The 23,844-nt window shown below is 37.3% G+C and carries 25 protein-coding genes; 3 read left to right on the top strand and 22 right to left on the bottom strand.

Going from position 1 to position 23,844, the window contains the following annotated elements; genetic code table 11:
* Window positions 1-9: 9 nt before the first annotated feature.
* Both ACLIBG_RS12675 and ACLIBG_RS12670 read right to left on the bottom strand, forming a co-directional pair.
* Window positions 10-864 (bottom strand): ABC transporter permease, encoded by an 855-nt coding sequence (locus ACLIBG_RS12675; RefSeq protein ID WP_439313136.1) that lies wholly within the window; start codon window positions 862-864, stop codon window positions 10-12.
* Window positions 857-2,056, bottom strand: coding sequence for a quaternary amine ABC transporter ATP-binding protein (locus tag ACLIBG_RS12670; protein ID WP_439313135.1), 1,200 nt, complete (start codon window positions 2,054-2,056; stop codon window positions 857-859). The genes ACLIBG_RS12675 and ACLIBG_RS12670 overlap by 8 nt, the downstream gene beginning before the upstream one ends.
* 647 nt (window positions 2,057-2,703) lie before the next feature.
* On the opposite strand from ACLIBG_RS12670, the gene ACLIBG_RS12665 reads away from it, so the two are divergent.
* Complete coding sequence (locus ACLIBG_RS12665; RefSeq protein ID WP_439313134.1) at window positions 2,704-3,573, top strand: peptidylprolyl isomerase; 870 nt, start codon at window positions 2,704-2,706, stop codon at window positions 3,571-3,573.
* A gap of 86 nt (window positions 3,574-3,659) precedes the next feature.
* Here the strand turns inward: ACLIBG_RS12665 and ACLIBG_RS12660 are convergent, their stop codons facing one another.
* From ACLIBG_RS12660 to ACLIBG_RS12625, 8 genes are all read right to left on the bottom strand, one after another.
* Complete coding sequence (locus ACLIBG_RS12660; protein ID WP_439313133.1) at window positions 3,660-3,851, bottom strand: sporulation YhaL family protein; 192 nt, start codon at window positions 3,849-3,851, stop codon at window positions 3,660-3,662.
* A 230-nt stretch (window positions 3,852-4,081) separates the two neighbouring features.
* Window positions 4,082-5,029: a 3'-5' exoribonuclease YhaM gene (gene yhaM, locus ACLIBG_RS12655; RefSeq protein ID WP_439313132.1), complete on the bottom strand. Its 948-nt coding sequence runs from the start codon at window positions 5,027-5,029 to the stop codon at window positions 4,082-4,084.
* A 51-nt stretch (window positions 5,030-5,080) separates the two neighbouring features.
* Window positions 5,081-8,080: an AAA family ATPase gene (locus ACLIBG_RS12650; RefSeq protein WP_439313131.1), complete on the bottom strand. Its 3,000-nt coding sequence runs from the start codon at window positions 8,078-8,080 to the stop codon at window positions 5,081-5,083.
* The gene (locus ACLIBG_RS12645; RefSeq protein ID WP_439313130.1) at window positions 8,064-9,311 is read right to left on the bottom strand and encodes a metallophosphoesterase family protein; all 1,248 of its coding nucleotides are present in this window, start codon (window positions 9,309-9,311) and stop codon (window positions 8,064-8,066) included. The genes ACLIBG_RS12650 and ACLIBG_RS12645 overlap by 17 nt, the downstream gene beginning before the upstream one ends.
* A gap of 130 nt (window positions 9,312-9,441) precedes the next feature.
* Complete coding sequence (locus ACLIBG_RS12640; RefSeq protein WP_439313129.1) at window positions 9,442-10,692, bottom strand: ABC transporter permease; 1,251 nt, start codon at window positions 10,690-10,692, stop codon at window positions 9,442-9,444.
* A complete protein-coding gene (locus tag ACLIBG_RS12635; RefSeq protein ID WP_439313128.1) occupies window positions 10,685-11,584 on the bottom strand; it encodes an ABC transporter ATP-binding protein in 900 nt (299 codons plus the stop codon). The genes ACLIBG_RS12640 and ACLIBG_RS12635 overlap by 8 nt, the downstream gene beginning before the upstream one ends.
* Window positions 11,585-11,607: 23 nt before the next feature.
* Window positions 11,608-12,096, bottom strand: a complete 489-nt coding sequence (locus ACLIBG_RS12630) for a hypothetical protein (protein WP_439313127.1) — start codon at window positions 12,094-12,096, stop codon at window positions 11,608-11,610.
* On the bottom strand, window positions 12,096-12,299 hold the full coding sequence (locus tag ACLIBG_RS12625; RefSeq protein ID WP_439313126.1) for a helix-turn-helix transcriptional regulator: 204 nt from the start codon (window positions 12,297-12,299) through the stop codon (window positions 12,096-12,098). Before ACLIBG_RS12625 ends, ACLIBG_RS12630 begins: the two co-directional genes overlap by 1 nt.
* A gap of 200 nt (window positions 12,300-12,499) precedes the next feature.
* Here ACLIBG_RS12625 and ACLIBG_RS12620 point away from each other — a divergent pair, with 200 nt between their 5' ends.
* On the top strand, window positions 12,500-12,685 hold the full coding sequence (locus tag ACLIBG_RS12620) for a YhzD family protein (RefSeq protein WP_439313125.1): 186 nt from the start codon (window positions 12,500-12,502) through the stop codon (window positions 12,683-12,685).
* A 67-nt stretch (window positions 12,686-12,752) separates the two neighbouring features.
* Here ACLIBG_RS12620 and ACLIBG_RS12615 read toward each other — a convergent pair whose 3' ends face one another.
* The 3 genes from ACLIBG_RS12615 to fumC form a co-directional block, all read right to left on the bottom strand.
* Entirely contained in the window at window positions 12,753-13,106 is a 354-nt protein-coding gene (locus tag ACLIBG_RS12615; RefSeq protein ID WP_439313124.1) for a YlbF family regulator, read from the bottom strand.
* A gap of 351 nt (window positions 13,107-13,457) precedes the next feature.
* Entirely contained in the window at window positions 13,458-13,661 is a 204-nt protein-coding gene (locus ACLIBG_RS12610; protein ID WP_439313123.1) for a small, acid-soluble spore protein, alpha/beta type, read from the bottom strand.
* A 452-nt stretch (window positions 13,662-14,113) separates the two neighbouring features.
* The gene (gene fumC / locus ACLIBG_RS12605) at window positions 14,114-15,499 is read right to left on the bottom strand and encodes a class II fumarate hydratase (protein ID WP_439313122.1); all 1,386 of its coding nucleotides are present in this window, start codon (window positions 15,497-15,499) and stop codon (window positions 14,114-14,116) included.
* Between the two features lie 296 nt (window positions 15,500-15,795).
* On the opposite strand from fumC, the gene ACLIBG_RS12600 reads away from it, so the two are divergent.
* On the top strand, window positions 15,796-16,713 hold the full coding sequence (locus ACLIBG_RS12600; protein ID WP_439313121.1) for a zinc dependent phospholipase C family protein: 918 nt from the start codon (window positions 15,796-15,798) through the stop codon (window positions 16,711-16,713).
* On the opposite strand, the gene ACLIBG_RS12595 is transcribed toward ACLIBG_RS12600, so the two are convergent.
* The 9 genes from ACLIBG_RS12595 to ACLIBG_RS12555 all read right to left on the bottom strand — a co-directional run bounded on the left by ACLIBG_RS12595 (window position 16,706) and on the right by ACLIBG_RS12555 (window position 23,162).
* Window positions 16,706-16,858 (bottom strand): hypothetical protein, encoded by a 153-nt coding sequence (locus tag ACLIBG_RS12595; protein ID WP_439313150.1) that lies wholly within the window; start codon window positions 16,856-16,858, stop codon window positions 16,706-16,708. The genes ACLIBG_RS12600 and ACLIBG_RS12595 overlap by 8 nt on opposite strands.
* 34 nt (window positions 16,859-16,892) lie before the next feature.
* Window positions 16,893-18,167: an MFS transporter gene (locus ACLIBG_RS12590; RefSeq protein WP_439313120.1), complete on the bottom strand. Its 1,275-nt coding sequence runs from the start codon at window positions 18,165-18,167 to the stop codon at window positions 16,893-16,895.
* Window positions 18,168-18,294: 127 nt separating this feature from the next.
* Window positions 18,295-18,528 carry an IDEAL domain-containing protein gene (locus ACLIBG_RS12585; protein WP_439313119.1) on the bottom strand — a complete coding sequence of 78 codons (234 nt, stop codon included), beginning with the start codon at window positions 18,526-18,528 and terminating at the stop codon, window positions 18,295-18,297.
* 65 nt (window positions 18,529-18,593) lie between these two features.
* Complete coding sequence (locus ACLIBG_RS12580) at window positions 18,594-19,811, bottom strand: MFS transporter (protein WP_439313118.1); 1,218 nt, start codon at window positions 19,809-19,811, stop codon at window positions 18,594-18,596.
* Between the two features lie 205 nt (window positions 19,812-20,016).
* Window positions 20,017-20,310, bottom strand: a complete 294-nt coding sequence (locus ACLIBG_RS12575) for an AzlD domain-containing protein (protein ID WP_439313117.1) — start codon at window positions 20,308-20,310, stop codon at window positions 20,017-20,019.
* Window positions 20,307-21,035 carry an AzlC family ABC transporter permease gene (locus ACLIBG_RS12570; RefSeq protein ID WP_439313116.1) on the bottom strand — a complete coding sequence of 243 codons (729 nt, stop codon included), beginning with the start codon at window positions 21,033-21,035 and terminating at the stop codon, window positions 20,307-20,309. Before ACLIBG_RS12570 ends, ACLIBG_RS12575 begins: the two co-directional genes overlap by 4 nt.
* A gap of 46 nt (window positions 21,036-21,081) precedes the next feature.
* Window positions 21,082-21,831: a type I methionyl aminopeptidase gene (map, locus tag ACLIBG_RS12565; RefSeq protein ID WP_439313115.1), complete on the bottom strand. Its 750-nt coding sequence runs from the start codon at window positions 21,829-21,831 to the stop codon at window positions 21,082-21,084.
* A 218-nt stretch (window positions 21,832-22,049) separates the two neighbouring features.
* Window positions 22,050-22,172 carry a YjcZ family sporulation protein gene (locus ACLIBG_RS12560; protein WP_439313114.1) on the bottom strand — a complete coding sequence of 41 codons (123 nt, stop codon included), beginning with the start codon at window positions 22,170-22,172 and terminating at the stop codon, window positions 22,050-22,052.
* Window positions 22,173-22,403: 231 nt separating this feature from the next.
* Window positions 22,404-23,162 carry an SDR family NAD(P)-dependent oxidoreductase gene (locus ACLIBG_RS12555; protein ID WP_439313113.1) on the bottom strand — a complete coding sequence of 253 codons (759 nt, stop codon included), beginning with the start codon at window positions 23,160-23,162 and terminating at the stop codon, window positions 22,404-22,406.
* Window positions 23,163-23,844: the final 682 nt, after the last annotated feature.

Genomic DNA, 23,844 nt, shown 5'->3' with positions numbered 1-23,844 from the left:
AATTAATCTTTAACTCTTTTTCGTGTTCACGCTTTGCGTAAACCGGTCAATAATAATTGCCAAAATAACAATTCCGATACCGGCGACAAATCCTCCACCTACTTGAGCTCTTTGCAGTGCCGATAGCACTTCTCTTCCCAAGCCAGGTGCACCAATCATTGATGCAATTACGACCATGGATAAGGCAAGCATCACTGTTTGGTTAATACCGGCCATAATCGTTTCCTTCGCCATTGGTAATTCTACTTTAAAAAGTTTCTGGCTTCCCGTACTTCCAAATGCCTCAGAAGCTTCCACCAGTTCTTTGGAGACTTGTCGGATCCCTAAATTTGTAAATCTTACGGTTGGTGGTGTTGCAAATATAAGTGATGCAAACACACCTGGTACCATACCGATACCAAAGAATGCAACTGCTGGTATTAAATACACAAATGCAGGCATCGTCTGCATAAAGTCAAGAATAGGTGTAATAATTGCCTCTGCAACTTTACTCTTAGACATTAATATTCCAACAGGAACACCAATAACAACAGAGAGTATACTTGCTATTAAAACTAATGTAAAGGTACTAATTAAATGTTCCCATAAGCCCTGATTATAAATAAGCCATAAGCCTACAATTGTAAAAGCAGCAAGTCCAAACTTTTTCCCCGATAGGAAAAAGGCTATTAACGCAACAATGACTATAATAACAACTGGTGGAACTATTAGCAAGGTATCCGAAGTAAACTCCATCAGTTTACCGAAGTATTCTTTAATCGGTTCGAATAAAAAGGCGAAACCACTTGTTATTTGATCTGTCAGCCATTTTGTACCTTCGGCTATTGGTATTTTAGGTATAAAGTCCATTATTTTATTAAGCATTTTCTAAATTCACCTCGCCATCTTTTGACAGAGCGGCTATTACAGCTCCACGAACGATAATTCCTACCAATTTTTCATTTTCTACTACAGCAATAGGCATTGGCGAATCGTAAATGATATCAAAGATTTCATTCATCGGTGTTTCTTTATCAACTTTTGGTATATTATTTTGCAGGATACCTTTTAGACTTCTTTCTTCTTGTTTAATAGCATTTGCAGCATCATCGGCAGTTACATAACCTTGTAACATACGTTTGCTATCCACAACATAGACACCTGATAAACCTTCTTCACGCATTCTTTCCATTGCAACACGCGGTCCATGGTTATCTATGTTCACCGTTTCCGGTCGTTTCATAATATGCTGTGCTGTTAAAATCTTAGATCGATCGACATCTTCAACGAATTTTTCTACATAATCATTTGCCGGATTAACTAAAATTTCCTCTGGTGTACCAATCTGGACGATTGCACCGTCCTTCATTAACGCGATTCGATCTCCTAGACGTAACGCTTCATCTAAGTCATGCGTAATAAATAAAATCGTCTTTTTCATGCTTGCCTGCAAATCAATTAATTCATCCTGCATGTCTTTTCGAATTAGTGGATCTAGTGCCGAAAATGCCTCATCCATTAACAACACTTCCGGATCGTTGGCTAGAGCCCGAGCTAATCCGACCCGTTGTTGCATCCCACCGGACAACTGATTCGGGTATTGTTCAAAATAACCACCTAGCCCAACCAATTCAAGTGCATTTTCAGCTTTTTTACGACGTTCTTCTTTCGGCAATTTTTGGATTTCCAAACCGAACTCTGCATTTTCCACAATCGTGCGATGCGGAAATAAGGCAAAGCGCTGAAAAACCATACTTAACTTTTCACGACGCACTTTGCGCAATTCTTGTTTGTCCATTTTGGATAAATCTTCGCCTTCAATCAATATGCTACCTTCCGTTGGCTCTATTAGCCGATTGATCAAGCGAACCAAGGTAGACTTCCCACTTCCAGAAAGCCCCATAATGACAAATGTTTCTCCGGCATGGACAGAGAATGAAGTACGATTGACCCCAACGGTATTTCCCGTTTTGCTTAAAATCTCATCCTTTGATAAGCCTTCATCCAAATATTTAATCGCTTGCTTTGGATGCCTACCAAAAATTTTTGATAAGTTATTTACCTCTATCAGTGGCATTCAATTCACCTCTTCTAATTATTAAGTTGTGGATTAAGTTGTTAAAAACAAGTAAATAAGTATGTGTGTGAAGTTGTAGATTAAACCTTGGAGGGGAGAGAGGTAGTACAGCGCCTGCCACTACATACTATTTAAATGACCATTAACATTCATGAGCTATTAACATTCACACCATATAATCATATACCCTAAAAGAACTATAGTTCAAACTTCAAATTTTCGTTTATTGCAACGTTTTTCATTATCTATTTCATTATGATGCCACATCCTTATTTTATCGCTAAATTTCGTTTATATACTTATATTTGTTGATCATCTATAAAATCCCAGTATCTAAAGACCTAGTAAATAATTGTTTGTGCCTATCATTTTTACAATTCACGTGATGTTAATAGTGTTTAATGTTAACGGTATACGGGCTATCAAGTGAAGAATTCGAAGTGGGGACACGAGCCTACCAAATGGAATGTGCGAGATTCTGACGTAAAACGAGTATATTTCTCGAGCGGTATTGGTACGTTTTTTTCATTACACACTTTTTTTCGAATACCCAATATTTTATAAACCAAATTTATGTTAAATATATATTTTTAGTATAAAAATGTGTTATATTAAACAGTATTGAATAAGAAAGAGGAGTGTCATAAATGAAAAAGACTTTAGCTGCAACGGTAACTGCTGTTGGGATTCTTGCTCTCTCAGCATGTTCAGGGGATGGCGATTCAGAAGTAGTAGTAGAAACAGGTGCCGGAAATATTACAAAGGACGAGCTATACACTGAATTAGTCGATAGGAACGGGGAAGAAGTATTACGGGAAATGATCACAATGGTTGTCTTAGATGACAAGTATGATATTGATGAAGAACAAATTGATGAGGAAATTGAAAACCTCAAAGAACAGTTTGGTGATGATTATGAAAGCACGTTGGAAAGCCAGAACATAACAGAAGAAGATTTACGTGAAGATATAAAAGAAGGCTTACTACAGGAAGCTGCTTTAACGGAAGATATTGAAGTTTCCGAAGAAGAAATGAAAAATCAATATGATCGTATGAAAACGGAATTGGAAGCAAGACATATACTCGTTGCAGATGAGGAAACAGCAAATGAAGTGAAAGAAAAACTCGAAAATGGAGAAGATTTCGCAGAATTGGCTAAAGAGTATTCCACAGACGGATCTGCACAAGAAGGTGGAAAATTACCTCCATTCAGTGCCGGAGACATGCTTCCTGAATTTGAAAATGCTGCTTACGGTATGGACGTTGGCGATATTAGTGACCCGGTTCAAACTCAATATGGTTTTCATATAATTGAGTTGCTTGATAAAAAGGAAAGCGAAGAAGATATCGGTACGTTTGAAGAAAACAAGAAAAAAATTCGCCGAGACTTAGCAAGCAAGAAAATTGAACCTGAAAAAGCAATGCAGAAAATGAACGACCTATTGTCAGATACAAAAATTGATATAAAAATCGATCAATATAAAGATATGCTAAAGAATGAACAAGCCCAAGGGTAATAAATAAACACAAACGAAGGCCTATACTATATGACGTATAAGCCTTCGTTTTTTTGATTCTATTAATCCGCTGCATTCATAATGAATTATTCCTCCATACGTCTTTGCCCACGTCTTTTTCTTTCATCTTCCATCCGATTAATATAAACTTCACCTTCGCGTTCAATAAACTGCTGTTCTAATATATGCTCCGCACGCATGGCCCGAAATGCCATATAACCACTTAGGAAAATTAATACTACCAGCATCAATACCCACCAGGGAATTCCGAATACCATCATATAAGCCCCCTTGTCCATCTTTTCTTTTACCATATATATGACGGAAACAATATAATAATGACTGGTACCTTTCAAAGAAGACAAAGTAACGGATCCACCGAGCTTTAATTCCGCATATTTTGGAGCTCACTGACTTTTATTTCACGTTTGTTATAGGTGGTTGGGTTAACAAAGAACGCGTAAATAAATGGAATTTCTGATGAACCTTGTCAAGGAAAGGAACGTAATTAATTTTTCTCAAAAAGCGGTTTATAAAATGAACGGTTGTCCATGGCAAATAACCGCTCTGTGAACTCGCCGGGTTTTATCTTATTCAACGCTCTGTCCAGCATATTCATTTTTGCGTCGATCAAATCAATCAAATGTAACAATTCCGCTTCTTTAATCAATGGCGGTTTTGGGCTTCCCCATTCAGCTTTTCCGTGGTGGGATAAAACCAAATGCTGTAAAATCACTACTTCTTCCCCTTCAATTTTCAATTCTTCCGCCAACTTGCCGATTTCTTCAACCATCATCGGGATGTGTCCCAATAATTTACCTTCTAATGTATACGATGTGGTAACAATTCCTGACAATTCTTTTAATTTTCCTAGATCATGCAGGATAATACCGGCATACAATAAGTCTTTATTTATGGACGGATAAAGGGTTGATAACTCTTTCGCAATAGACAACATGCTTACAATATGATGAGCCAGACCTGAAGCATATTCATGATGGTTTTTTGCCGCTGCTGGGTAGGATAAAAGTGCATCTCCGTATTTTTTTACAAATGCCCGTACAATACGCTGTAAGTTGGCATTTTCCATTTCAAATATCGCTTCAGTCAGTTTTTCATTTAATACTTCTTTTTCAACAGGGGCTTTTTTAATAAATTGTGTTAGTTGTACGCCGTCCATTGGTTGAGCAGGTCGAATCGTCAACACTTTCAATTGAGGTTTTCCACGAAATTGATTGACTTCACCGGTTAATCCAACAATTTGTTCCGGAACAAAAGTTTCTTCATCCTCTTTCGTCGCGTCCCAAAGCTTCGCCTCCATTTCACCAGTGGCATCACCGAATAAAATGGTCAAAAAAGGCTTGCCGTTCGTCGTTAAGCCTTTGCTCACTTCCCTTATTAGTAAAAACCCTTCAAATGAGTCGCCGATTGCGTGTTGACCTATTCCTTTTTTCATTTGAAATTCCTCCCCCATATTTAATGCAATACTGTTGATAAATTAAGTTTGTTACGTGCCTGTATGATTCATTATCGGCCTTTCAAGTTCAATAATATGTGCTTCATCTGCTAAAGTGACTATTTCTTTCTTGCAAGTAAAGATAATTATTTGCTGTGCTTTGGAAACTTCCTTCATCACTTTCATGATTGCTTTCGTTCGATGAGAATCAAAGTGAATAAAGGCATCATCCATAATAAATGGTACATTATGTTTTCCACTCATGATTTCACCTATGGCAATACGAAGTGAAATATATAATTGATCTACAGTCCCTTGTGATAATTCATTCACTTGGTATGTTATTCCATTGTGGGCTTCAACACGAAACCCTTTTTTTCCCTTAGGCTCAATAACTCGGTGGTACACATGATCTGTTATTTCTGAGAAATAAGCCGTCGTTTTTGCTAGAACAGTACGGAAATACTTCTTTCGATAGGCCCGTTTCGTTTCAGAAAGTACTTCTTTTGCCGTTTTATATACAGACCATTCTTTCGCAAGCCGATTTAATTTTTCCCTACCCATTTCCAACCGATATGTCGCTTCCGAATAAGCTTGCGAACGCTCCAACTTACCCACTTCAGCTTGAAGATCCGCAATTTGTTGGCGTATTGTCTCTAATTCTTCCTCAAGATCTTTTATATGCTTCTTTTGTTTTATTCCTTGTTTTTCCAATTCATTTTCGTCAAATTGATCGACTTGCCAAGCTTCTATCATGTCTGCGGGAAATCGGACGATAAGTTCTTCATAGCATTGTCTATATGCTCTCTCTGTCTCCTTTTTTTCATCCCCTTGATCTGCTGCTATAAAATAAGCTTCTTCAGACTGAACATTTGCCTGATTGAATAAAGCGTATATTTCTTGTTCATACGTGCCAATTTTTTGTTCTATCATTTTCTTTTTTGCACGACATTCCTTAATAAACTGTTCGTATTGATCGATTGACTTTATTTTATCGGTATATTGTTCAACAAACCTTTCAACTGTATCAGCCAAAACATATACATCCTTGTTGGCTGAGTGGATCCCTTGTGTATCTAAAAATTGGCTGACCTCTCGGATATATGCTGCTTCTTTTTCTTCTATCTGTTTATATTGTGAATTTTTTTCTTCTATCTCCTGCAAACAATGCAACATACGCTTGATCATATAATATGCCTCTGCCCAATAAGCAATATCAATTGATTGCAAAAAAGGATAGGCTTCATACTGTGTCTCCAAATCAGATGTAAACCTTTTCTTTCTTTGTTCATATGAATTCTTTTTTTCCTCATGCTTCAAAAGTTCCATTTTAATCTTTTTGCTTTCGGCTTGCAAAGTTGAAACAGTATTTTCTATTTCTACTTGTTCGGCTAATACTCTTTCAATTTCCTTCATTTCCGAAGCGGGGATGGCATTATTCTCTTGTGGAATCCTCATTTGATGTAATAGCATATCCATATTTTTAATGGTGTTGTTTCTTAACATCAATTGCCCGACGCCAATGATCAATATAATTACAATGGTCATTACTGGAGAAGGAATTGACGTTATAAACAGATGAACAAATCCAAACAGGAATGCTACAACAATACTCCCGTAACAAAGCTGCTGTGCCTGCTTCTTTTTTTTGACTTTTTCTTCATGCCATTCGATTGCTTCCATTTCTGAATGTTTCACCATTTTTTGCATAGCTTCACTTTCAGCAACTTGACCTTTTTTAGACTGTAAAAGATGCAATTCTTCTTTCGGCAGAAGAAGTTTTCGATGTTTGTCCAAATCCTGATTAATTTGATTGAGTGCTGTATTCCATTCATTCGCCTCTTGTTGCAGCTGCTCTCTTTCCATTTGAAGTTGATCTAAGCGATGCTTTAAATCCAACCATCTCTTTTCTGTATAAAAAGGGAAATGAAGCTGTTTTAATTGTTCGATATCGATAGGTATTTGCAATTGTGCCATTTCAGTCTCAAGTTGTGCGTTCAGTTTATGAATATCCGTCTGCAATTGTTTCATTTCTTGCTCCCATTGCTGAACAAATCGATATGACTGCAACAGGTTGTTTGCGGTATTATAGGCTGCAGCGGAAGCCAGTTCTTGCTTGAGTTTTTCCTGTTTATGTTTATACTCTTTCTCTTGGCCTTCTATTATCGCTTGTTCACTTTTTAAAGAGAGCAACGGATCTTTCAATTCCTGAAGCCGTTTTCGTCCATTTTCTGGAAAATAAATTTTCTGCGGATATTGCATTATCCTATCTTTCAACTGATAATACCGATAAATAGTAGGTAAGGCATGTTTTATTTTCTCATTTGCAGCCAGTTCCTCTTTCACCTGAATGATCTTTTGCTGTACCCGCTCCATTTCCTCGCTCAGTCGGATAATAGCTTTATTTTTTTCACGATAAGCGGATTCCTCTTGGTGAAATTGTTTCCAGTCTTGAAAAATGCGTTCAAGCTCTTCAATTTGTACATTCATCAAAGGGACTTTTCCGGTTCGTTTGAACAATTCGTTAATTTTATTATCCAGTTTTTTTTCAATACTGTTTACGTTTGTTGCACCCGTCAGGCCAATATTGAAAAGAATTTCTCCAAAATCCTCATTTTTCATGTTTCTCAAATGGTTTAAATCAAGTGCCGAAAACGAATAGATCGATTCGTATATGCTACTGGATACTCCGGATAATTGTTCGCTGAGCCAAGCTTCGTCCATAACATCCCCGTTTTCGGTATAACACGCTGCAGCTCCATTGTTCACGTTATCCATTCGTTCAATCGTAAATTCCTCGAGATTTGAATTTACAAGTGTTAATCTGCCGCCCATTTTACTACCTGTTTTCGGGCGATAAAATTGTCGCTTTTTTGGCGGAAATCCAAATAACATAAATAATATAAATTGTTGTAAGCTTGACTTTCCCGCTTCATTCTCTCCATAAATTATAGAAAGAGAATGATCCGAAAAACGAATTTCTTTATCTATCCAACGTCCGAACCCATAAATAAATGCCTGTTTGATTTGTATATTAATCGCCACCTTCATTCAAAAGTTCATTCATTAATAGGTCATAAGCGTCTTCTTTTATCGTTTGTTCCGTTTCTTTATTAATTGGTGTTAAATGCTTTTTCGCTTGGCGGTGATTGTATAGGTCGGATAAATATGGTTGAATTACCGCCTGATCCATTTGCCTTGATAATTCGCCAATAAAATAATCGCCTGCTATATGTACTTCTTCACGACGTTTTTTCGGTATATTTATTTTGTACTGATAAATAAATTTCCAATTCGTTTCATGACCAAAAGATTCGTTTAGAAGCTCGATCAATTCGTCCAGAGTATGATCTTTCTCCCAATTTAACAGACGGTCCTGCTTGTCAAGAAGCGTAAGTGTAATTAAAACTGGTGTCGGTTTTACCATAGATTTTATTATAGATCGGATTTTCATTTCTACTTCATGAATTTCTGTAGCGTAAGATATATTTACGTCCACAGATTCAAATTGAATCGCTTGCAAGGGATAAAAATTCATTTTAACTTCTGTGTCCGTCATTTCCACATAATAACACCCTTTTTCCCCTTGCTCATTACGGTGGCGCCCTTGCGTATTCCCGGGATAGACAATAGGTGGATGCTGCTTTATTATTTCGCGCTGATGAATATGACCCAGTGCCCAGTAATCAAATTCTTCCTTCATCAAATCACTAATTAAAAAAGGTGCGTACGTATCGTGGGCTGTATTTTTTTGATAACTGCCATGAAGCATCGCGATGTGAAAGGGAACTTCTTCATCTACAATTTTAAATGATTCTGATTTATTTGTAGTGATTGCTCGATTTACATAACTGAAGCCATATATGTTTGCTAACGCCTGATTATTTCGTCTGAACGTAAATGTATCTATCTTTTCATCATTGAAAATAAATACATTGTCAGGGTAGGTAACGTGATGGATGTTTCCTTTTATGTAATCATGATTTCCGTATGACAAATATACTTTTATATGGTGACGATTCAACTGTTCAAACGCGTGTCGCAGTTTTACTTGAGCCCGCAAGCCCCGTGTTTCATTGTCAAATAAATCCCCGACAAGCAAAACAAAATCAACATTTTTATCAATGGCTGTTTGCACAAGCCGATCAAGCGCTGTCAATGTACTTTCAACAATTTCTTTAAATAGATGCTCTGGTATATTGGCAAGCCCTTTAAACGGACTGTCCAAATGTAAGTCGGCTGCATGGAGGAACGATATTCTAGCGGTCATCGTTACATTCATTCCTTTCACTCACTTATATCATCATTCTATCAAATCCCGAAAGAGAATGCACGTTCGCTATTATGTTTTTCCTTAGCAAAATGAAAAAAGCCACTTTATATAAATAAAATGACTTTTTCCGGTAGCTATTCTATTCTTTTTTAGATAGGGATAATGCCTTTTTGAAATCTTTCAATGAATTGGACGCACCATACATTAACACGCCGCCTTTATACACTCTTGCACCGAGCACTCCCAGTAAAACGATTGTTGCGACTAAAATTCCAATCGATAAACCAATTTCCCAAACCGGAATATCTAACATGCCGACCCGTAAAAACATAACCATGGGCGTAAAAAATGGAATAAAAGAAGTAATCGTTATGAACTTGGATGCAGGCATGCTTATACCAAACATCGCAATTAAAAAAGCAATCATAATTAAAAAGATAATAGGCATGGTCAATTGTTGCGCATCTTCTACCCTGCTGACGAGTGAACCGAGCATGGCAGCAAGTGTCGCATACAGTAAATATCCTAATACAAAAAATAATACAGCATAAAAATATACTGAAAGTGACGTATCCTGAAGGCCGAAGATCTCAAATATTCCTCCCACTAATTCATCCTTCTTCGTTAAAATGAGCCCATAGCCCGCTATAATAAATACGGCCACCTGTGTTAATCCTAATAGTGCAATTCCTGCTATTTTAGCAAACATATGAGACACAGGTGATGCACTGGATATTAAAATTTCCATAACCCGTGAAGATTTTTCCGTAGCAACATCCGTTGCAATCATTTGTCCGTACATCATAACGCTCATGTATAACAGAAACAGCATGATATAAACAATACCTCTTGCCTGATTCAATTCTTCATCTGTTTTCGCCGATTCGTCTAAAGCAACCTTTTCAAAAGATACTTGTTCATAAATAATATTTAATTTCTGTTCATCTATCCCTGCCTGTTGTGTGGCCATTGCAATTTTCAGCTGCTGCAGCTGCTGTTCCAAAATCGACTGCATTTTTGATTCTGAAATAGTTTTCGCATAATATGTAGCCTTGGGCAATTGATTATCATTTAAATCTAACGTAACATATGCTTTGAACTCTTCTTCTTCCACCGCTTTTTCAGCTTCTTGTTCCGTGCCACTGAATAATTCCAATTCAACATCTTCACTAGCCTGCTCGACACTTGCCTTAAATGGATCAAACAATTGTTCAGAACGGTCGATTATGGCAACTCGGTCTGCTTCATCATTGGAAAAAAATTCGATGATCGGTTGAATGTTAGCGATGCCGAAAATAAATAACAATGTAATTAACGTCGTAATGATAAATGTCTTTGCTTTTAATCGAGTCATATACGTATGGGATAATATGATCCAAAACTTATTCATACGATGCACCTACTTTTTCAATAAAAATATCATTTAAAGATGGTTCCTCAAGCTCAAATTTACGAATAAAGCCTTTATTATGCAAAGCCGAAAAAATGGATTGTGATACGGATTCATTCTCAATTTGCATCTCACATCCTTCTGTTACTTTCTTATAACCAACTACACCCGGGTGATTTTTCAGAAATTCCAAAGGAATATGTGCATGGATGATTAAATTTTTCTTTCCGAAAGCATGCTTTATATCACGTAAAGACCCTTTTACAACATCTTTTCCTCGATGCATGATACATAAATGTTCGCACAGTTCTTCTACATGATCCATTTGGTGAGATGAAAAAACGATAGACGTTCCTTGGTCTTTCAAATTAACAACTGCTTCTTTCATCATTTCAACATTAATTGGATCCAATCCAGAAAAAGGCTCATCCAGTATGAGCAGCTTCGGCTTATGAATAACTGCAGATATAAATTGAATTTTCTGTTGGTTCCCTTTGGATAATTCCTCCACCTTTTTATCCATGTACTCAGGTACCTTAAAGCGATCAAGCCAACCTTCCAGCTCTGTTAAAACGGTTTGCTTGTTCATACCGCGAAGCTTTCCCAAATATACAATTTGTTCTTTTACTTTTAATTTAGGGTACAGACCCCTTTCTTCTGGCAAATAGCCGATTAAATGGCTTTTATCGTAATTAATCGATTCACCATTCCAAGAAATTTCACCGTCTGTATGATCCAGCAACCCAAGAATCATGCGAAAAGTCGTTGTTTTACCTGCGCCATTTCCACCTAGAAAACCAAACATTTCTTTTTCCGGTATTGTAAGTGAGAGTTGGTCAACAGCTGTAAATGTACCGAATTTTTTTGTGACATCTTTCAAAACTAAAGTCAAAATAGCTTCCTCCTAGCATTAGATCAATCGTTTTGTTCCATTTTTTTAGCCGGTTTTTTAATAAATAAAATTCCAAATAAGGAGATAGGAATACCAATAAGCATAAAACGCCAATCATCGTATATAATTGTAACAATCGTAAAGGCTAATACCGACAAAACAATTATACCGATACCAATTAACAGCTTTGAGGGTTCATATTGTTCAGTGTTTTGCATTTTGACGGTTAAAATAATACCGATAAATGCCCAGCTCGCTAAATGTGTCAACATTAATACACCAAGAACCATAGCGAGACTTAAATCAACCCCGAAAACTAGAAATGAAAAGAAAATATAGATCATGCCTAATGTGACATACCAGGAATAAGACCTTGCTTGTTGCCAAATATGTTCATGTAATTCATCAAGTCCTCTTTGTTCCCTCGCTTTTTTTCGTCCAAACCACCAACCGAATATTCCAAAAATCATACCTCCATACAACCCTATCATCCCTACAACGGAAACATCCATTAGCTATCTCCCTCCTTAAATACAAAAACTTCTTCAATTGTACAATGAAACTGTTGAGCAATTTTAAATGCCAATTCCAATGATGGATTATATTTTCCCTTTTCAATCGCAACAATGGACTGCCTTGACACACCAACGAGTTTGGATAGATGTTCCTGGGTCATTTTTTTCTCGCTTCTTAACTCACGTATTCTGTTTCTCATTGTACCTCCAATTGTAAATGACAAGTTAACTTTACATATGTGTTACAATTAGTATAATAAGCATAAAATAATATGTCAAGTTAACTTGACAATTTTTCCGATACTTTGGAATGGAATTTATGATTGAATAACGGTCTATCATTACTGATATATTCGTGGCATAATAAGTATATATTAATTTTACTGGGAGGGGATAGTCCATGAAAGATTATTTTTTAACAGTTTTTTCAACATCCGGAAAAAAATTACTTGATGAATCGTTTTCATCCAAAAATGATGAAGATGCAAAAACCATTGGAAAAAAGCGATTGTCGGAAGAGGGATATGAAGAGTATACTCATCGTTGCGTAACTCCTGATGCCAAATTGTTATTATTCCATCGTTAAATCTTCTTTTTTGCTTACAAAAAAAATCGTAGAAGAGGGTAATTCTCTTCTACGAGATCTATGTAATTTACTGTTTTTCAGATTCGCCGTAAAGATCTTCAAGTGGTTTTGTAATAATGCGACTGATATCGTTAATGACCAAATTTAATCGTTGTTCCTTATCCATTAAATTCGAGATATCTTTATGCTGCTGTACTACCTCTACAACTTGGCGCGCACTCTCTACTTCTTCTTCTGTAATCTCTTCTCCTTGCATCTGCTTTTCCTGCAATTCCAACTGTGTATCTCGAAAGTTTTCAAACATTTCCCTCGCAGATTCATCACTCATTACTGCTTCAAATGCTTCTTTTAATTCGTTAAATTCCTCGCTGTTGCGAATCGCCTTTTCCAGTTCGTGGGCATTGTCGTAAATATTTGACACAATACGTCCTCCTTCATTGACTTACTACCGTTACTATAACAAACGAAAAGAGTCATGTATACCTTTTATAAAATGGGGGACGTAGAATGATTTAAATTTTTGCGGAATATTATGAGCGAAACAAGAACTTTATCCATTAAAACACCATTTTTCGCACCTAATTCAGCTTATATAAATGGATTTTATGTATATTATTGGAATGTTTGTTAAAAATAACAAATGTTAAATTTATCAATTTGCAGCAGAATGAAATGATCACTTTATTTTTGCATCGAGTGTAGTTTGTTAACATGAATAAAGATAGAGGGAATGTATTCCCTCTATCTAAAGGATTTCTCCTTTTTACCATCATTATTGGGGTTGGTTTCCACTAAACTGCTGTTGAGCAGATTGTACTAAACGCTTTGTGATTTCGCCTCCAACAGATCCATTCGATCTTGATGTCGAATCAGGTCCTAGTTGAACACCGAATTCTTGGGCGATTTCGTATTTCATTTGATCCAGTGCTTGCTGAGCGCCTGGAACGACTAATTGGTTAGAGTTGTTGTTCGCCATTTCTATCACCTCCTGTATAAACTATTGTTCACCGTTTATTAAAATCTTATGAAGCATATTTACTGGTAAATTGTTCATAAAAGGTAAAATGTGGTGAAGGTGATAGAACCTGGTTATCAAACCTAATTTTTAAAAAAACAAGCCCATTACAAATATAATGTAATGAGCTATCTATTAAAGTCAGAAAGCATAAAATTTTGTGCTTATCTGTTTAACTTCGACGTACAAATTTTTTCGGTGGGACGAAAGCGTATCTACAGTCCCCAGAATGTTTTAGTGCAAATCTTTTCGGTGGGGACGAGCATTTACGCGCAGTCCCAGGGCATGGCGTTCTAAGCTTGCCAGCCCAGGCCCTCCTCGAGGTCTTAAACAATAACTCTTCGTGACAAAACCACCAGTACGATTTCTTGCTTAAGCTATGCCTGATGCTAACCAGGGCGCCTGCGCTTTTCTTATAAAGAATGCGTCATATCTTCTGGCACAACATATTTATCAAATTCTTCTTCCGTCAAAAGCTCCAGTTCTACTGCCGCTTCTTTGAGCGTCGAATCATCTTCAAATGCTTTTTTTGCAATTTTTGCTGCATTTTCATAACCAATATGAGGGTTTAGCGCCGTTACAAGCATTAGAGAATCCTTTAAAAATGTATTTATTTTTTCATAGTTCGGCTCAATCCCAACTACACAGCGTTCGTTAAAGGATAACATGCTATCTGCAAGCAATTGACACGACTGAAGTAAATTGTATGCAATGACAGGTTTAAATACGTTTAATTCAAAGTTACCTTGACTTGCTGCAAAACCAATCGTAGCATCATTTCCCATCACTTGTGTAACAACCATTGTAATTGCTTCACTTTGCGTTGGATTCACTTTGCCGGGCATAATTGAGCTTCCCGGTTCGTTTGCAGGTATAGTTATCTCACCAATTCCTGAACGTGGTCCACTTGCCAACCAACGCACATCATTAGCAATTTTCATAAGGTCCGCTGCCAGTGCTTTTAAGGAACCATGTGCATATACCGCTTCATCATAACTTGTTAAAGAATGAAATTTGTTTGGTGCAGAAATAAATGCTTTACCGGTTTGCTTACTTATTTCTTTACAAACACGCTCGGAAAATTCCAAAGGAGCGTTTAATCCTGTTCCAACTGCTGTTCCACCTATTGCAAGTTCTTTTAAGTGATCTGCACTTTCTGTAATCATCATTTCAGCTTTTTCAAGCATGCGGTGCCAACCACTCATTTCCTGCCCCAATGTAATCGGAGTCGCATCTTGAAGATGGGTGCGTCCAATTTTAACAACATCCTGAAAAGCATCGACTTTTTTCTTTATCGAATCTTTTAATGTTTGAACAGCAGGCAAGACAGTATCTTCCATTTTCAGTACGGAAGCTACATGTAAAGCTGTTGGATAAGTATCATTAGAACTTTGAGATTTATTCACATCATCATTCGGATGAAGCTTTAAATCAATTCCTCTCTCCTCCAACCATTTATTTCCAACAAATGCAAGTACTTCATTGACGTTCATATTTGATTGTGTTCCACTGCCTGTTTGCCATACAACTAATGGGAAATGCTCATTCAACTTCCCTTCCAACACAAGATCTGCAGCATGACCAATGGCATCTGCTTTTTCCTTTTCCATTAACCCGAGGTCACTGTTTGCCTTTGCTGTACTCTTTTTTAAAATGGCAAATGCTTTAACAATTTCTGTCGGCATTTTTTCATTTCCTATAGGGAAGTTCTGTTTGCTTCGTTGTGTTTGCGCGCCCCAAAATTTATCAGCAGGTACTTTTACTTCTCCTAACGTATCCTTCTCAATGCGGTAATCCATTATATAATCCTCCCTATGTAAATATAGTCATTTCCTATTGTATCAAAACTGTGAACTCCTCACCACTTAGCTGAACACAACTGAAATTTACTAAACATCAATTGGTATTATTTCCGAGCAATAATAATTGACACAAAATTGTACCTGTATTATTACACTTTATCCGTTATAATACAGGAGAGAACAACCTATTATAATTCGGGGATGCATAAGTACTCTTACGCATCCCCGCCGAATAGATAGAGATATAAACAACTGCTTAAGCATCATTTTAAATTTAAAAGGGGGCCTTTTAGATGCCGAATATTTGGACCCATATACAATTTTGTGAAGATGTCATTGATTTGATCCCATATACGCAGCAGTTATTTGCGGATCATGAAGCTTATTTGAAGCTTGGTGCACAAGGACCCGACCCATTTTTTTATTATAACTTTTGGCCTTGGATTAAAAACGGGCCTGTCCAGACGATTGGGCAAAAGCTTCATACAGAAAAATGTGGTGACTTCCTTATGGAGCTCATCGATGCCGGTAAACATGAAAGCACGGTTGTACAAGCGTACATATTTGGTTTTGTTACGCATCACATTCTTGATCGTAATACGCATCCTTATATTCATTATTTTGCCGGATATGAAGGAAGCAATCATCAACGACTGGAAGTTATCATTGACACTTTACTGATGAAAAATCACCATAACCTAAAGACTTGGAAAACTCCAGTATACAAAGAAATAAATATTGGGCGTTCCATAGATAAACAAATTGTTCATTTACTATACTCCACGATAAACCGTTACTACCCTGAAATTCGACAAGAAAAGGCTGCTTATATCCAAAAATCCTATCGTGATATGAAGCTAGCTCTAAAAATACTAGCAGATCCGTATGGTTGGAAAAATAAACTGCTCGGTTCCATCGTTTCACCGTATTCTCATCAGCCTGTTAGGGCAGAGCGGGATTATTTAAATTTACGTCATGCCACATGGCATCATTCTGCAACAAATAAACCTTCTACAAAAAGCTTTATTGATCTATACAAAGAAGCACAAGTTGAAGGTGTAGAAATAATGAAGCAGATACTGCATTACTGGGAAGAATCGGGAACAGCTTCCAGGGCACACGTTATAGATCTTATTGGAAATATTTCTTTTGATACCGGGCTATCTTTAGCATATGACAGAAAAAATAAATATAGCGATCCAATTATTTAAACAGGCGGCGTAAAGCTTTCCCGGTTGTTTTGCCCGCCACACGCCTTCCTATCCGCTTACCCACTTTTCCTCTTTTTACTGCATTTACATCACCAAGAATTCGAGAGATGAAATACAGCGCTCGTCTGATTTGATTTAACTTCAACGCCAACACTCCTTCTAAAGCGATTATAACATCCTTACTTAATCAATTCCGGGCCATTTGCTTCTTCCATCCCTTGTTCAATATTCACTCGTTTTAATAAAACAATTCCGCCTATGAAGAAAACGACGAGAGATATGATTCCCAACCGGCTTGAGCCTGTTAACTGCCCTACTAATGCAAATAAAAACGGACCAAATATTGCGGCAAATTTGGATGATATTCCGTAAAAACCGAAAAACTCCGCATGTTTATTAGCTGGGACCATTCGACCGTAGATGGATCTGCTCAAAGATTGAGCACCACCTTGGACCATACCTACTAAAATAGCCAATAAATAAAAATGAAGTGCAGTAGCCATGAAATATCCGAGTACGACGATACCTAAATATACATACAAAGCTAACATTAACGCCTTTTTCGCTGTAATCTTTTTTGCTAGCCAACCGAAGAAAAATGTAAATGGTATGCCTACAAATTGAGTAATTAATAATGCGATAATTAATGAGTTTGCATCAATGTTTATATCTCGCCCATAAATCGTTGCCATTTTAATAATCGTTGATATACCATCATTATACATCCAAAAGGCAAGTAAAAAAATTAATAATTGCTTGTATTGCTTAATTTCACGAAATGTATTTGCTACTCTACCAAAACCAATTGCAATGTAAGTTCGATCTCGTTTAAGCGCTACCTTCTTTTCTTCCTTTATTTGTTTAAACAGCGGCAAGGAGAACACAAACCACCAAACACCAACAGAAGCAAAAGCCAACTGACTTGCTGCAGTTGCGTTAGGAATTCCAAACCAGTCATATTTCAAAATCATTAACAAATTGATAGCGAGCAATACTCCTCCCCCAACATACCCCCACGCAAATCCGGCAGAAGAAACTTTATCAATTGTTTCTTCATCTGTTATTTCCGGCAAAAAGGCATCATAAAAGACATTCCCACCAGAAAAACCAATTGTTCCTAATATAAGTAGTATGGAAGCGAACAAGTAATCTCCTTCACCTACAAACGCCAACAAAATACTAGCAACAATCCCCATATATGCAAAAAAGCGCAAGAATTTTTTCTTTGCAGAGGAAAAATCGCTGATCGCACCTAAAATTGGAGCAAGAACAGCAACAATCAGGACCGCAATCGATTGCGAATATCCCCAATAACTTGCAGCCAGATTACTATCCAGTCCTTTAGCTGCAACGTCATAATAAAAAATTGGCAGTACGGCTGCCATAATCGTTGTAGCAAATGCCGAGTTGCCAAAGTCATAAAGCATCCAACTGAATACTTTCTTTTTATCCATTTAACACCAACTTTCGACAAATGTTTTGTATTATCCAATCGCAACAGGGATGCCTGTATATTATAAGGAGACCCAAAGTAATAGCCTTACCAGTCAACGTGGTAAGGCTATTACTAATTTATATGCGCTATTCCCATATAAAATGGCAATACGATTTGCTCAATTGCTGAAAATCACTTTTACTCCCTGATTCAATCGCAGTGTTAATTGCTAATTGTAATTGTTCTTTATTATAGTTAAAACACATTTCATCAAGGATCATACGTGAGGAAAGCTTGATTTCATAAGGAATCTCTCTTCTGACAGCCATTACTTTACCCTCATAACGAAGATAACGGTAGATTACTTTTTGCTTTTCCATGGAACATGCCCCCTTGTTCCTTTACTCTATTATGCTTAATATTTAGAAAAATTGCAAGAGAAAATTTATTCTGGATCAATGTTTTTAAAGGCAAGCACTCCGGCTCCTAGTGCAAAAACAGTTAATAAACTTACCATCCAACTAATATTATATTTCATTAAAATTGCGATCACCGGCGGTCCGGCAGCGACTCCAATAAAACGCATCGCACTATAAATAGAAGTAATTGCACCTCTGACCGTTTGTTTTAAACTTTTCGTTATTAACGCATCAAGACTCGGCAATGCGATACCAATTCCGACCCCGCATAAAAAAAAGACCGATAATAAATAAATGGGATGGCTCATAAACGGTATGAGAGCTACAGAACCGCCCGCAATAACGATGCCAACAAATGTAACCCATTTCATCATGACCAAATCATCTTTGATTTTCCTTCCTGCGACAAAGGAAGCAACGGACAATGCTAATAAGGGGATCGCTAGTAATAACCCTTTCACCATTCCTTTATAATGAAATTCATCCTCCAAAATACTTGATAAGTAAAATAAAAATCCAAATAGAATAAACATTAAAATTGCACCGATAATAAATACAGCAATCAACCATTTTCGATGCTCGTCAAAAACATCTTTAATTAATTTCCAATACTTTTTTAAATTAATTGGCTCCGTTTCTTTGTCATCTTTTTTGTTTTTAATCAAAAAAAGAACCATTGCAGCAGAAATAACACTAAACACTGGAATGGAAAAGAACGGAATAAACCAGATAATAGCAGCTAACAAAGAACCTAGAATGGGACTTAATACTTTCCCTACCGTATTAGATGTTTCTATTATACCTAACGTGGCACTCGCTTCTTCATTATTACGAAACATATCCCCAACTAGTGGTAAAACAATTGGCATCGCGCCAGAAGCCCCAATACCTTGCAATATTCGACCAAGTAAAATGACTGTATAAGGACTTTCCATTTTCCATGAAGCAAAACCGGCAACTAGTCCACCAAGTCCCGCTATGATCAATGCCGGAATCATAACCTTTTTACGACCAAATCGATCAGAAAGATAACCAGCAAGTGGAATAAATATAATGGCTACAAGAGAATAAACTGTTATAATAAAGCTCGTTTGTAGTTTTGAAATGTCCAGCTCTTTTTCCATTATTGGCAAAATGGGAATTAACATCGAGTTCCCTAATGTCATAATTAACGGAACCGAAGCTAGCGAAATAATCGCCCATCTCTTGCTCATTGCATCTGTTTCTTCATTAGATTCATTCATTCATACACCCATCCTTTATTTATGTGGATGCGTTTACTATGTACAATGAACCCTTTTTTATACGATGATTAAAGTATTTTCGGGTAGTCAAATAAGTTCTATTACTAACTAGATCGAAATAGTGCCCCTTATTTGTAAAAAAAGACTAACTTACTCTTTTTACCATTAAATTGGGTAATGAGTGAAATTAGCCTGCAGTATTGTACTATATTGTCAAAAGAAAAACTGTTGCAATCGCACCTATAACGACAAGAATGACATTCAAGCCAAGGAATGCAAGAGCAATTGCTACTATAGCTCCTAACAATCCGATATGAGGCTTGTCTTCGTTAACAGTTAATACTCCCGGGAAAATAAGTGCACCGAGTGCAGCATAAGGAATTGCCTGTAGCCATTTGTTTATCCAGTCACGAAACAAAATTCGATCCACGATAAAAGCAGGAATGAACCGCGGAATCAATGTAACAAGACTCATCCCAATAATAATGAGCAAAATCAATCGGATTCCCCCTTCAACAAGAACACTCCGCTTAGACCGCCTAATACTGTACCAAATACGATGGCCCATCCGTCACTCATAAATTGACTGGCAAGTGCATTAATCATCATTGCCAGCAGTGCAATCAAACCAACTCTTGCATTCTTTTTGACAGATGGAATTAATAGTCCAATAAACATGGCGTAAAGCGCTACTCCCATACTTTGGCTTAACTTTTCCGGTATTACTTCTCCAAGTATGCCACCTAAAAATGAGCCGACAACCCAAGAAAAATATGCCGTTAAAATAATGGCTAAGTAAAATAAAACTCCTTTTTCCCGTTTTGTTTCATCCGAATGTAAAGATGATACGGCAAACGTTTCATCTGTTAACCCCAGTGACAGAGCAAACCGCCATTTTAAGCTAAAGTGATCTCGTACACGATTCATAAATGATAAACTCATCACAAAATGACGAAAGTTTAAAACGAACGTCGCTACAACAATTTCTACAGCACCTGCGCCGACAGCAATCATATTTGCCCCCATAAATTGACTGGCCCCCGCAAAAACGAGGACACTCATTAATGTAAGTTCTAAAATTGTTAGTCCAGCCTGTTTAGCTAGTACCCCGTACGTGATCGCTATGGGTAAGTAGCCAAGCATTATGGGAAATCCTACAGCAAACCCTTTCCGCAGCATCATGACAGATGCGGATTTTGTTTGCGTTTCATTTGTTAAGGCCATTCACATCTATCCTTCGTCGTTAATCCATAATTGTAATAACAATTATTTAATCTTGTTCTGTTAAAATAAGCGGTCCATCTTTTGTAATTGCTATTGTGTGCTCATATTGAGCAGATCGTCCTTTGTCAATTGTTCTCGCTGTCCAATTATTGGCATCCATTTTACTTTTCCAGCTTCCTTCATTAATCATTGGTTCAATGGTAATAACCATTCCTTCTTTTAAGCGCGCTCCTTTGTTCGGCAGACCAAAATGAGGAATGTGTGGGGGCTCATGGATTGTTGGGCCAATACCATGTCCGGTAAAATCTCTAACAACGGAAAAACCTTGTGCTTCAGCGTATGTTTGGATTGCGTGACCGATATCACCGATTCGTTTACCGACTTCAGCCTGTTCAATCCCTTTATAAAGTGATGTTTTCGTTACCTCCAACAACCGTTTCCCTTGCTCATCTAATTCTCCAACTGCATAGGACCACGCGGAGTCAGCCAACCCACCATTTAATTTAACGACCATATCAATCGTTACAATGTCTCCACTTACCAATTTTTCTTCTCGGGGGAACCCGTGACATATTTCATCATTAATAGATGCACATGTTGCATATGGATATCCGCTGAACCCTTTTTGTTCCGGAGTAGCACCGTGTTTGGCCAAAAAGCGTTCGACGAATGCATCAATTTCCATTGTCGTTATGCCAGGCTTAATCATTTTTGCGATTTCTTTATGACACTTAACGAGCAGATCACCTGCTTTTTGCATTTGTTCAATTTCACGCTTGCTTTTTCGCGTAATCAATTTAGCCTCTTCCTTTCCTTCTGTATAGCGCTTTATATTGCGCCTAAGATCCGTAAATACCCATCATAAAGTGTATCATAATCCGGTTCAAAATGAGAAGTCTTATTCATTATCACTACTATTCAAGTAATCGTAAGTGCAACCTGTGTAGAAAATAGGCTTGTTTCTTTGCATACAAAAGAAAAATGCAGAGGGATAATCTCTGCATTCCTCGACTTTTAATAATAGCCTCCGTATCCGCCATCTGTATATGCGGTTCCAATTATAATAAGCAAAATGAACAATACGACCAACAAAGCGAATCCTGAACCAATTCCTGTACCATAGTTTTCTTTACCCATTCATACCCCTCCTATAGCAACGATTGGTATAACATATGCTGCGTATTATTTACAGGAAGGGCAGATGCCTATTATTTTGAAAAATATGAGGCAGATGACATTTCATTTGAATCGTTGGAGTGGTAACTTTAGCTAAGCTATTTTGCTTGGCATCTGGACTTACGCACATCGCATGTATTACACCGTATCGCATACTTCCACATCCTGCGAAGGCAGTATAGTATGTTACGTTTAGAAATAATCACTTACATCATATATTTTTCCGTTTTCAATGCCGGATTTATCTGAAATAATATCATATAGCACTCCAGCTACCACATAGGAGTCTTTCAGCATATTTTCTGTCTTATATGCTTTGAATGCATTTACATCAATAAAAGCTTCCTCACTCGTCGAACGGATTGTCTGCTGCATTTCCGTATCCATAATACTTGGATTAAATGCAATAATTTTGTTCCCTGTTTGCAGTCTGTTTTGTTCAAGAGCGATAGTTTTTGTATAACTATCTATGCTCGCTTTCGTACTACAATACAAACTCCACCCGAAAACTGCCCGACCGGCTGCCCCGGAAGTGATATTAACGCCAACTAAAAAAATATTATTATTGTAGCATGTTTCTGCAGTTGCATTCATTAAAGCCATTGGCGCAATCGTATTCACGTGAACATGATAAGATAAATCTTTCAATTGAATATTTTGTGAATGGTCAATTGGCTCCAGAGTAGCAGCATTATTTATGACATAAACCGTTTCAGGGTCTTTAGCCAATAATATGTCTTTAATCGTTGATATGGTAGACTTTAATTCCGCTTGATCCCCTAAATCACACGGGATATGATGAAAGAACGTATCTTTTTCCGTTGCCAGTTTGGCAAGCGCATTATTCGGTGTTCTTGAAATCCCTATAACGTCTGTGTTTGCTTCTAAAAACAACTTGGCAATTGATTCTCCCAATCCTTTTGAAACACCGGTAATAATTGCGAGATCCATTTTACAGTCCCCTTTTATCTAGTTTTATTGGAATAAGCCTGATTTTTTTTCGTGTAAAGTCAGTTTATCAAACTTCTAACATAAATCCCACCTAATTAAGAAAAGCGCAAGCGCCCCACTTAGAAACGTAGCGACTGTGCCAGCCGGTTCGATGTTGGGACTGTAGCTTCGCTTTCGCCCCACCGTAAAGATTTGCCACGCAAAGTGGCGGTTTTAATCGAACATTCCAAATCATCCCAGATAAAGGAATCATGCCCCTGCAAAAGGGGTATGCCAACGTTGCCCGCAAAAGGCGTATTTAGTTGGCCCTCCTTTACCTTATGGAATAGATGATAACTTTCACCCAAGGGCATAAGGGCGACTAAGCCTCTGTCTAAAGCCTTTCGGCAAGTCTTCTTTATCGTAAGGCGCTGCGGGAAGTCGCCTAGTTTCTGGGCGATTAAGCTAGACAGCTATGCGCAAAAATTTATACTCCCTCTATATACTAACTTGTTCGCCTGTCTTCTTTGTTTTTCTTAGAGTTTCATTTTATTTATGATTTATCAATAACATTTCAAATGGTATAGGAACGAAATTTAATGTAGAAGGGTGCACTTAATAAGCCATCCTTCTCTTTTTGAAAAAAATGGATATTAGTTGTTATAATCGCACCTTTCATTCCCACAATACTCATGGCGACAAA

The sequence above is a fragment of the Virgibacillus sp. W0181 genome, assembly GCF_051846915.1.
Classification (GTDB): domain Bacteria; phylum Bacillota; class Bacilli; order Bacillales; family Amphibacillaceae; genus JBPYCR01.
Note: the sequence above shows the minus strand (reverse complement) of the source record. Positions and strands in the feature narration are given on the sequence as shown.

Bases quoted from the DNA above. Each gene is read 5' to 3' on its own strand.
- ACLIBG_RS12675 (WP_439313136.1), bottom strand. From the start codon at position 864: ATGCTTAATAAAATAATGGACTTTATACCTAAAATACCAATAGCCGAA.
- ACLIBG_RS12590 (WP_439313120.1), bottom strand. From the start codon at position 18,167: ATGGATAAAAAGAAAGTATTCAGTTGGATGCTTTATGACTTTGGCAAC.
- yhaM (WP_439313132.1), bottom strand. From the start codon at position 5,029: ATGAAAAAAGGAATAGGTCAACACGCAATCGGCGACTCATTTGAAGGG.
- ACLIBG_RS12625 (WP_439313126.1), bottom strand. From the start codon at position 12,299: ATGAGAAACAGAATACGTGAGTTAAGAAGCGAGAAAAAAATGACCCAG.
- ACLIBG_RS12640 (WP_439313129.1), bottom strand. From the start codon at position 10,692: ATGAATAAGTTTTGGATCATATTATCCCATACGTATATGACTCGATTA.
- ACLIBG_RS12600 (WP_439313121.1), top strand. From the start codon at position 15,796: ATGCCGAATATTTGGACCCATATACAATTTTGTGAAGATGTCATTGAT.
- ACLIBG_RS12570 (WP_439313116.1), bottom strand. From the start codon at position 21,035: ATGGCCTTAACAAATGAAACGCAAACAAAATCCGCATCTGTCATGATG.
- ACLIBG_RS12660 (WP_439313133.1), bottom strand. From the start codon at position 3,851: ATGGTATTCGGAATTCCCTGGTGGGTATTGATGCTGGTAGTATTAATT.
- ACLIBG_RS12555 (WP_439313113.1), bottom strand. From the start codon at position 23,162: ATGGATCTCGCAATTATTACCGGTGTTTCAAAAGGATTGGGAGAATCA.
- ACLIBG_RS12630 (WP_439313127.1), bottom strand. From the start codon at position 12,096: ATGGATGTTTCCGTTGTAGGGATGATAGGGTTGTATGGAGGTATGATT.
- ACLIBG_RS12560 (WP_439313114.1), bottom strand. From the start codon at position 22,172: ATGGGTAAAGAAAACTATGGTACAGGAATTGGTTCAGGATTCGCTTTG.
- ACLIBG_RS12610 (WP_439313123.1), bottom strand. From the start codon at position 13,661: ATGGCGAACAACAACTCTAACCAATTAGTCGTTCCAGGCGCTCAGCAA.
- ACLIBG_RS12645 (WP_439313130.1), bottom strand. From the start codon at position 9,311: ATGAATGTAACGATGACCGCTAGAATATCGTTCCTCCATGCAGCCGAC.
- ACLIBG_RS12665 (WP_439313134.1), top strand. From the start codon at position 2,704: ATGAAAAAGACTTTAGCTGCAACGGTAACTGCTGTTGGGATTCTTGCT.
- fumC (WP_439313122.1), bottom strand. From the start codon at position 15,499: ATGGATTACCGCATTGAGAAGGATACGTTAGGAGAAGTAAAAGTACCT.
- ACLIBG_RS12670 (WP_439313135.1), bottom strand. From the start codon at position 2,056: ATGCCACTGATAGAGGTAAATAACTTATCAAAAATTTTTGGTAGGCAT.
- ACLIBG_RS12585 (WP_439313119.1), bottom strand. From the start codon at position 18,528: ATGGAAAAGCAAAAAGTAATCTACCGTTATCTTCGTTATGAGGGTAAA.
- ACLIBG_RS12580 (WP_439313118.1), bottom strand. From the start codon at position 19,811: ATGAATGAATCTAATGAAGAAACAGATGCAATGAGCAAGAGATGGGCG.
- ACLIBG_RS12650 (WP_439313131.1), bottom strand. From the start codon at position 8,080: ATGAAGGTGGCGATTAATATACAAATCAAACAGGCATTTATTTATGGG.
- ACLIBG_RS12620 (WP_439313125.1), top strand. From the start codon at position 12,500: ATGAAAGATTATTTTTTAACAGTTTTTTCAACATCCGGAAAAAAATTA.